The organism is Bifidobacterium canis (genome assembly GCF_009727065.1).
GTDB lineage: Bacteria > Actinomycetota > Actinomycetes > Actinomycetales > Bifidobacteriaceae > Bifidobacterium > Bifidobacterium canis.
This window is the reverse complement of sequence record NZ_WNLP01000018.1, coordinates 1-8,456: the sequence shown is the minus strand read 5'-3', so window position 1 is coordinate 8,456 and position 8,456 is coordinate 1. Positions and strand designations below refer to the sequence as shown.

Here is an 8,456-nt window from a genome sequence, read left to right as displayed (position 1 = left end):
GGGTATCTAAATTAATTGGTGGGTTTTTGCTCTTTATCCACGCTTGACTATTTTCGATTCTCTCAATTTAAAGGTGGTTTTCGCTTGGTTTGACGGACTCACCCCTTGGCCGCAATGAGGTATAGTTATCTAAAGATAATGGTGGTATATCTCTAAGGATATTGGTGGGATAGGGAGTCCGGCAATGAGCATCAACGACACGTCGGCAGTCATCTACCCGGACGTCGACCTTCCGGAATTCAACGCCATCGACAAGAAAAGCAAGGACAACGGCGACATACTCTACATCCTCGTGCCGAAGGACAGGCCGGAGGTCTGCCCCGAATGCGGCAGCGTCTCCGTCCACGTGCACAAGAAGCAGAACAGAAGCGTGCAGGATCTCTACAACTTCGGCCACAGGGTCGGGCTGCTCATCGAGGGAAGGACATACCGCTGCCGGGATTGCGGGAACCTGATCCGCGTGAACTACCCCTCCTTGCACGGCCGGATGACGAAAAGGCTCGTCGAGGCCATACAGCGGGACTCCCTGAACGAAACCTTCGCCGCCGTCGCCGACCGCTACCACACCAGCATCACCACCGTCGCAACGATCTTCAACGACTACACGGACGTTCTGATGGCGGAGCACCGCTTCGTCGCGCCTACGGTTCTGGGCATCGATGAGGTCCATCTCGAAGACGATTACCGGGGCGTGTTCGTGAAGGTCGACAGGACCGAGGGGCGCGTCCTCGAATTCACGAAGAAACGCACCAAGCAGTCGGTCATCGGCACACTGCGGCGCATGGAGGAGCCGCAGAACCTCCAGCTCGTCACGATGGACATGTGGAAACCCTACCGGGATGCCGTGAACGAGGTCTTCCCCAACGTTCCGGTCGTCATCGACCATTTCCACGTCATCAAGAACCTCGTGAAGGCGATGGATTCCGTCCGTGCGAGCATCTGCCGGAGAATCAAGACGTCGGACCGGAAGGCCCTCAAGCACAACAGGTTCCTCATGCTGAGGAACCACGAGGATCTTACGATCCAGCAGGGCCGCGACCTCAACACCCTTTTGGATGAGTACCCCGAGCTCCGAAACATCTACCTGCTCAAGGAGACGTTCCGCGACATCTACTCGGATGCGGGGAGCTCCGCGGAGGCAAGGGACATGTTCACGGAGTGGAAACAGGCGTGCGTGGAAGCCGACGTGAGGGCCTATGACGATTTCATCCGGACGGTCGAAAGCTGGTCCTCTGAGATCTTCGCCTACTTCGACTACCCGGACATGGATCGGACCAACGCCCAGACCGAAAGCCTCAACCGCAGGATACGCACCATCGCACGCGACGGACGCGGATACAGCTTCGAAGTCCTCCGCAAGAAGGTGATCCTGAACACCTACAGGCTCGACTCAAGGGGACGCTTCTCCTTCAAGGACTTCCTCGACGAATAACAGGAAGACCCCTTCCGGGGCCTTCCCGCATACTAGACGAACATCTTCCGCAACAACGCCTGCTTCAAACGCTTCAAACGCTCATACTTACGCTGATGAAGAGTGATAAGGGAGTCAAGATTACTGAAAAAGTCCCAATAATCTTTTGCTCAGGCAAAGATGGAATCATTGCCTCTAACTTTGAAAATTCAGTTTTATTGACTATCTGCATTGTTCCTGAAGCTGCATTACTCTTCATTTGCACGGACCATAATGCGCTTTCGAAAACAGAAAATATGAATCAAAAGTATCATGTGCTGGGATTAGTGCGTTAATCTGTTGGTTGAAACCACAGGTAGTTTCCGTAAAGGTATTTTTCCCGATACTCGCAATACATGTACATAAGATTGAACCAGCTGGGGCTAGTTGCGCTACAGACATCCCCTCAGTTGATAAATGTTTATTTACAGAATAAGTTCCGTTTTCCCTGATATCTGTTGGTGTAATCCATGGTGTACCTTTTTTGAATAATAATTTCATTTGCCGTAGATGGGGTATTTCCGGTTTTACCTCACCAATTTCCCCTAGTTTTCGTTCCTCCCATGGTTCGGTGAATCCGTCGAACCGCAGTTCAGGCACCAGTTCACCCGGCTTCGGGAACATCTTCTGCAGCAAGGCCTGCTTCAAATGCTGCAAACGCTCATACTTACGTTGATGAAGAACGATGAGAGAATCGATTGACGATAAGATCTCACTAATTGTTACTTGTTCCTCGATTGAAGGAACAGTAAGACAGGTGCTCGCCATTGATGTCTTAGAAATCGAAACCACCTTGGTTCCCTGCATCATGGGAAAAGCTGTTTACGGAAAGCACGCGAATTCAGGTAGTGTCCTAGAAAACCCGAAGCGTATATTCTTCGCGGACGACACGGGATTGTGTGTAATCCTGAAAAACCTTTTCGTTGTCAATTCCGCGCAATTCCGTGCATTTGCCTGCTGTCTCATCCTCCGCCGTATCGGCGATAACAACATCACCATTATGGAGAGAATCACAACCTGATACTTTCCCTGCATCTATGATTCGCGGAAGATTTGCCTTTGTGATGTCAATTACCGAGGAATACTTAATCAATACGTCGCCATAATGGACATCGAAAACATCGCCATCTGCATCGCAAAGTTCTGCGCGTGACAAAGTGTTGTTATGCAAAAAAGGAACTCTTCGCCAAACTTCCGTCCCTTCCAAGGTTCGGTGAATCCTTCGAATCGTAGTTCGGGGGTGTTTTGGTTTTGGCTCATGTCATTCACCTCGTAGGAAGTCGGCCCACATGGCGCAGCCGGCCTCGTCGGTTTCGCTGCCGTGGAGTTTGCCCAGTGTGTTTGAAAGTTCGGTTTCCAAGGCTGAGATTTCGTTGGCTTCTTCCATGCCGGTCACGGCGTATTTGTCTTGCAGGGATTCGACCTTGCGGACAAGCTCATCCACGGCGTTGCGGGCGAGCGGCGCGATCCCGTTGATATAGGGGTCGATCCATTTGCGTTCGAGCAGTCTGACGCATTCGTCATCGGACAGTCCGTCCATGACGCTCATGGTCTTCGGTTCGATGAGCTTCAACGCCTTCGTACGATTCCTTTTGGCAGTGGAGAGCGAGGCCCGTGCCTGATGGAGTGTCACGATACGATACTCGGTCGAATCCTCGTCAAAGCCGTCCAGTCTGCCGTAGGAGCGGTTGAGCCCCTTGACGACGGCGTTCAGTCCCTTGACGTTGAGCTTGTCCTCGCCTTTATCCTCGTCCGTGTCCCAGATGCCGTTGCCGTCGAACTCGAACTGTTTGTCCTCATCGGTAAGCGCCTCCAACGCTTCGTCAAGCTCCGTCTGGGCGGTTTCGCAGGAGGCGTTGAGTTCCTTGAGCTCCTTGAGGTCTTCGGCGAGATACGTCTCCTGTACGAGTTCGAGGGGAATGATGCGGCCGATCCAGCCGTCCTGTTCCTCGACTAGTTCTTTGCTCTTCTGTTTCTTTTTGAGCACCATGTTGGGCTCATACACCCGCACGGAGCCGATGCCTTCGGTCTTGATGACATCCACGTCGGAAGCGATCTCCTGCCATGCGTCATCAAGACGCTGATAGGCGTCGTACCGGTCGACGAACGACACATCCTCCAGATCGTCGAACAGTTCATTCGCCAAAACGTCCTCGGTGTCCTCGGTCACGGAGTCCATGCCGTCGATAAGGGCGCGGGTGGCCGAGGTCTTGAGCGATGAGACAATGCCGTCGTAGCCGTTCACGTAGCTTTTGACAGCCTCGTTGTCCCATACGATGTGCCGCGCGTCGCCGCGAAGCCCGTAGGCGTGCCCCCGGTGTTCGAACAGTTCCTCCTTCAATCCGGGGAAGGCATCGAAATACGGTCGGAGCGCGGCGACCTCCGCATCGGGCAGTCCGCCCTCGATCAGCGAGTACACGTCCCAAGGCTCCGCGGTGTCGGGGGCCTCGACGTACCGGGGGATGTTCAGGTTGTAGCCGTTCTCCTGAATCTCGGAGAGCGCCACCTTGCGGGAGAAGCACGGGATGTCGGCGCGGTTGCGAACGCAGTCCACAATGCGTTTGATGTCGCACGCGCGGAGCGTGTTGTTCTTCCCCTCCTTCACGAAGCATCCGGCGGCGTCGACGAAAAGGATGTTCCCCGAGTGCCCGTTGCGGTTCTTCTTCAGCAGAAGGACGCATACGGGGATGCCGGTGCCGTGGAACATGTTCGCCGGCAGCCCGATTATGGCGTCGACGACGTTGAGCCGTTCGATGAGGTATTTGCGGATTTCGAGCTCCGTGCCGCCACGAAACAGGGCGCCGTGGGGCAGGAGGATCGCCGCGCGGCCGTCGTCGGCCATATGGTAGACGATCGACTCCACGAACGCGAGGTCCGCCTTCGTGCTTGGCGCGAGGCATCCGGCCGCCCTGTAGCGGGGGTCGTCCAGATACGCTTCGTCGGAGGCGGTGTTCTGCGCGGAATAGGGCGGGTTCTCCACTTGGACGTCGAAAAGGACGGGCTTGCCGTTCTCATAGAAGTTGTCATGGATGAGGGTGTCGTCGTTGAAGACGGTGAACCGCTGATAGTCGATCCCGTGCATGATGAGGTTCATGCGCAGCAGGTTGAACGTGGCACCGTTCTTCTCCTGCGCGTAGTAATGGGAGACCTTGCCGTGGCGCAGATGACGAGCGACCTCCAGCAGAAGCGAGCCGGAGCCCGCACAGCCGTCGCTGACGTTGCCCACCTCCGTGAGACCGATGGTGGTGAGCTGGGCGAGAAGCGTCGAGACCGGGGTCGGCGTGAAGAACTCGCCGCCCTTTTACCGGCGTTCGACTGGAAGAGCCCGATCAGGTACATGTACGCGGTGCCCAGCACGTCGCCGGCCTCCGACGCGGACGCGAAGGGCGTGTCATGGATCTTCAGAATCACCTTGGAGATGAGGTCGGTGCGGTCCGACACCTCCTTGCCCAGATCGGAGTCGCGCAGGTCCATGGCGTCGAACAGGTTGGAGAACGCCACTTCGGATTTCCGCCCGATTGTGGATCCGGTGAGCTGCGTGACGGCCCTCTCGAACGTCTCGACGGTGAACGTCTTGTTCCTGATCTGCTCGACCAGAGAATCGAAGAGCATGTCCGGTTCGATGACGTATCCGAGGTTTTCAAGGGCCCAGGCACGCACCTCCTGCACGAATTCCGGATCGACGTCGGGGGACGAGAGCGCTTCCCGGTAGGTGATGCCGTCGTTCTTCAGGACATCGTTCATGTACTTTTCCGTATGCGTGGAAAGGTACCGGTAGAAGATGACGCCGAGGATGTAGTCCTTGAACTTCGAGGCGTCCATGTTACCGCGGAGGTCGTTGGCGATGGACCAGATCTGCTGTGCGAGTTTCCGTGACGTGTTTGCCGACATTATTCCGTCTCCCCTTTAGTTGTCTTCGGCCGTGTAGAGTTCGAGCATTTCCTTGGCGAACTGCGAGAGCTTCATGGTGACGCTCTTGAGCTTCAGCAACCCGAAGCCCATGCCCTTGAGCCGTTGCCGCAAGGCCTCGTCAGTCAATGATTTCTGGTTGGCGAAGTAGTCCTGCACGACCTCGCCGACCATCCGCTCGTCGAGCCCGTTCTCGGTGGCGAACGCCTCGATCCTCGCCTGCATGGAGTCGCGTTCGAAATCGTGGTAGGCCGTCTCGATGTCCGCGTCGGGGGGAAGCTCGTAGAACCTCTTGCTCACGAACTCCTTCATGAGCCCGCGCTTGACGCGCAGACGCTCGTTGTCGGAACGGTCGATCTCGCGCAGGATGAGATCGACCGCCTTCGCGGTCTCCTCCTCGTCCGCCCGGTCTACGTCCTTCAGCAGGTGCAGGATGTAGACCACGTTGATGCGGTCGGTGCGTGCCAGCTCGATCTCGAAATCGACGTCCGCGAGCACCGGATTGTCCTTGGGATCGCGCTTCTGCCGGTCGTAGAACTCCAGATACCACGATTTGTAGCCCGTGTACGTCTGCTCGTCCATGAACACGTCAAGATCCTCCCAGTCGAACCTTGAGAACGTCTTGAGCGTGGCGAGCGTGCCCATGAGCCGGCGGAACGCGACGACGTATTCGCGCTGGTCGTCCTCGCTCTGGAGGTATCCGGCGTCATCCGGCGTCTCCGCGATATTGCGAAGCGCCTCGACCTGTTTGCGGTACTCGGCGACGTAGTAGTCGTAGCTCTGGAGCAGGTAGTCGTCCGGGTTCCCGTCCCCGGAGAACAGGGCAAGCGCGTCGTCCTGCGCCTTCTTGATGTTGCGGTAGGTGACGATCTGTCCGAAGCGCTTCGTCTTCTTGTCGACGCGGTTGGTGCGCGAGTACGCCTGAACCAGACTGTGCCATTTCAGGTCCTTGTCGAGGATGAGCGTGTTCGTCGGCTTGGAATCGAACCCGGTGAGGAACATGTTCACCACGAGCAGCAGGTCGATCTGGGGAAGGTCCTTCTGCTTCATCCGGTTCGAGATGTCCTTGCGGTACGAGTCGAAGTTCGACACGTCGAAATCGGTGCCGAACATGGCGTTGTAGTCGTCCATGCACTCCTGAAGCTCGTCACGCGAGTATTTGTCCTCGCCGGCATCGTCCAGCTCCTCGTTCGCTTGGAATGTGAAGATCGCGGCGATGCGGAACCCGTCCGGATTGGTCTCCGGATCCCATGCGAGCCGGTGCGCTTTCATGCGACGGTAGTAGGCCATGAGGTACTTGATCTTGTCGATGGCGAAGATCGCCGTGTACACGTCCGTGCCCTCGGGACGCGTGTGCTGCGCGAGATGTTCCAGAATATCGTCGGAGATGTTGGCAATCCGCTTCTCGTCGTGGTAGAGCGCGCCGACGTCGATGTTGTGCCGGCGGCAGTAGTCGGCGTCGTCAAGACGGTCCGAGTCTATGGAGTCGTCCCCGGTGTTTTCGACGGCGATGGAACGCATGAACTCGACGGAGAACGGCAGCACGTTGCCGTCGGCGATGGCCTCCTTGATCATGTAGCGGTGGATGCACGCCTTGGAATCGGCGGTGCCCGCCTCGGGGTCGTTGGGCACGGAGAAGACGTCGGCCGTGGTCCGGTCGTTCGATCCCTTGTTCTGCTTGAAGATGGGCGTGCCGGTGAACCCGATGAAATTGGCGTTGCGGAAACGCCTCTTGATGGAGGCGTGCATCTTGCCGAACTGGCTGCGATGGCACTCGTCGATGATGAAGACGCACTTCCGGTCGGCGTACTCGTCCAGCACGGCGTCGTACTTGCCCGAACGCAGCGCGGTCGCCATCTTCTGAATCGTCGTGATGATGAGCGTCTTGCTGGAGTCCTTGAGGGAGCTGACGAGGGAACGGGTGTTCTCCGTGTTGTCGACGCACCCCTCCTCGAAGGAGTTGTACTCGTCGACCGTCTGCTCGTCGAGGTCGGCGCGGTCGATGAGGAAGAACACCTTCTCGATCTTGCCGCTGTCGCGCAGGATCGACGCGAGCTTGTAGGAGGTGAGCGTCTTCCCCGAACCCGTGGTGTGGAAGACGTAGCCGTTCATGTCCTCGATGAGCACGCGGCGCAGTGCGGCCTTCACCGCGAATATCTGATACGGTCGCATGACCATCAGGTCGGGCTCGCTCTCCTTGACGACGAAATAGTCGCACAGGAGCTCGGTGATCGCGTTCTTCGTGAAGAACACGCTGGCGAACTCGGCGAGCGTATTGATGCGCTTGTTGTTCTCATCGGTCCAGTAGAAGACAAGCGACTTGAGGATGCGGCGGACCCCGCCCCGCTTGTCGAGGTCGTTCTCGTTCGCAAAGTACTTGGTCTGCACGGAGTTGGACACGACGAACACTTGGATGAACTTGAACAGGCCGAAGAACGATTTGGTCCGGTACCGGTTGATCTGGTTGATGGCCTCGTTGATCTCGACGCCCGGACGCTTGAGCTCGATCTGCACGAGAGGCAGGCCGTTGATGAGAATCGTCACGTCGTAACGGTTCGTCTGGTCGACGTCCTCCACGTGCTCCTTGTCCATCGTCACCTGATGCGTGACCTGATAGGTGTTCCTCTCGTAATCGTCCGTGAGGAATTCCAGATAGACGGATTCGCCATTGTCCAGATCGAGGATCCACTTCTCACGCAGGATCTTCGCCGACTCGTAGACCGTGTGGTTGAGAAGCCGGTTCTTCACACGTTCGAACTCGGAATCCGACAACGACGCCTCGCCCTTCGCCTCGACGAGCTTGTCCCGGTTGACCTTGCATATCTGCTCCCTGAGGTTCGTGAGCAGATCGTCGTGGTTGCCCATCCTGACGAACCGGTATCCCATGTGGGAGAGCTGTTCGATGAGATGCTTCTCGACGGCGTATTCGGATTCGGCCTCCGCCATGGCATTCCTTCCTTGCCACCAATAACTTTATAGTAGGCATCATATCATGGCGAACGAAAAGACACGAAACAATCCCACCCTTTCCTTTAGAGTAAGACCACCATGTCTTCAGTAAGCTCCCACGCAAAACCACCTTTTACTTTATATACCC

The 8,456-nt window shown here is 56.6% G+C and carries 6 protein-coding genes and 1 pseudogene; 1 reads left to right on the top strand and 6 read right to left on the bottom strand.

Going from position 1 to position 8,456, the window contains the following annotated elements; genetic code table 11:
* Nucleotides 1-184 precede the first annotated feature (184 nt).
* Entirely contained in the window at nt 185-1,432 is a 1,248-nt protein-coding gene (locus GSD1FS_RS09435; protein WP_155589376.1) for an ISL3 family transposase, read from the top strand.
* A 73-nt stretch (nt 1,433-1,505) separates the two neighbouring features.
* Here the strand turns inward: GSD1FS_RS09435 and GSD1FS_RS10465 are convergent, their stop codons facing one another.
* The 6 genes and pseudogenes from GSD1FS_RS10465 to GSD1FS_RS09410 form a co-directional block, all read right to left on the bottom strand.
* A complete protein-coding gene (locus GSD1FS_RS10465) occupies nt 1,506-1,643 on the bottom strand; it encodes a hypothetical protein (protein WP_425481791.1) in 138 nt (45 codons plus the stop codon).
* Between the two features lie 23 nt (nt 1,644-1,666).
* Entirely contained in the window at nt 1,667-2,260 is a 594-nt protein-coding gene (locus GSD1FS_RS09425; RefSeq protein ID WP_155589374.1) for a restriction endonuclease subunit S, read from the bottom strand.
* A 43-nt stretch (nt 2,261-2,303) separates the two neighbouring features.
* Nucleotides 2,304-2,657 carry a restriction endonuclease subunit S domain-containing protein gene (locus tag GSD1FS_RS09420; protein WP_155589373.1) on the bottom strand — a complete coding sequence of 118 codons (354 nt, stop codon included), beginning with the start codon at nt 2,655-2,657 and terminating at the stop codon, nt 2,304-2,306.
* Between the two features lie 54 nt (nt 2,658-2,711).
* Complete coding sequence (locus GSD1FS_RS09415; RefSeq protein ID WP_343030276.1) at nt 2,712-4,691, bottom strand: N-6 DNA methylase; 1,980 nt, start codon at nt 4,689-4,691, stop codon at nt 2,712-2,714.
* A 170-nt stretch (nt 4,692-4,861) separates the two neighbouring features.
* Nucleotides 4,862-5,341 (bottom strand): annotated as a pseudogene (locus tag GSD1FS_RS10090) (type I restriction-modification system subunit M N-terminal domain-containing protein); the annotation flags it as partial.
* Nucleotides 5,342-5,356: 15 nt separating this feature from the next.
* Nucleotides 5,357-8,305 carry a type I restriction endonuclease subunit R gene (locus GSD1FS_RS09410; protein ID WP_155589372.1) on the bottom strand — a complete coding sequence of 983 codons (2,949 nt, stop codon included), beginning with the start codon at nt 8,303-8,305 and terminating at the stop codon, nt 5,357-5,359.
* Between the last annotated feature and the right edge of the window lie 151 nt (nt 8,306-8,456).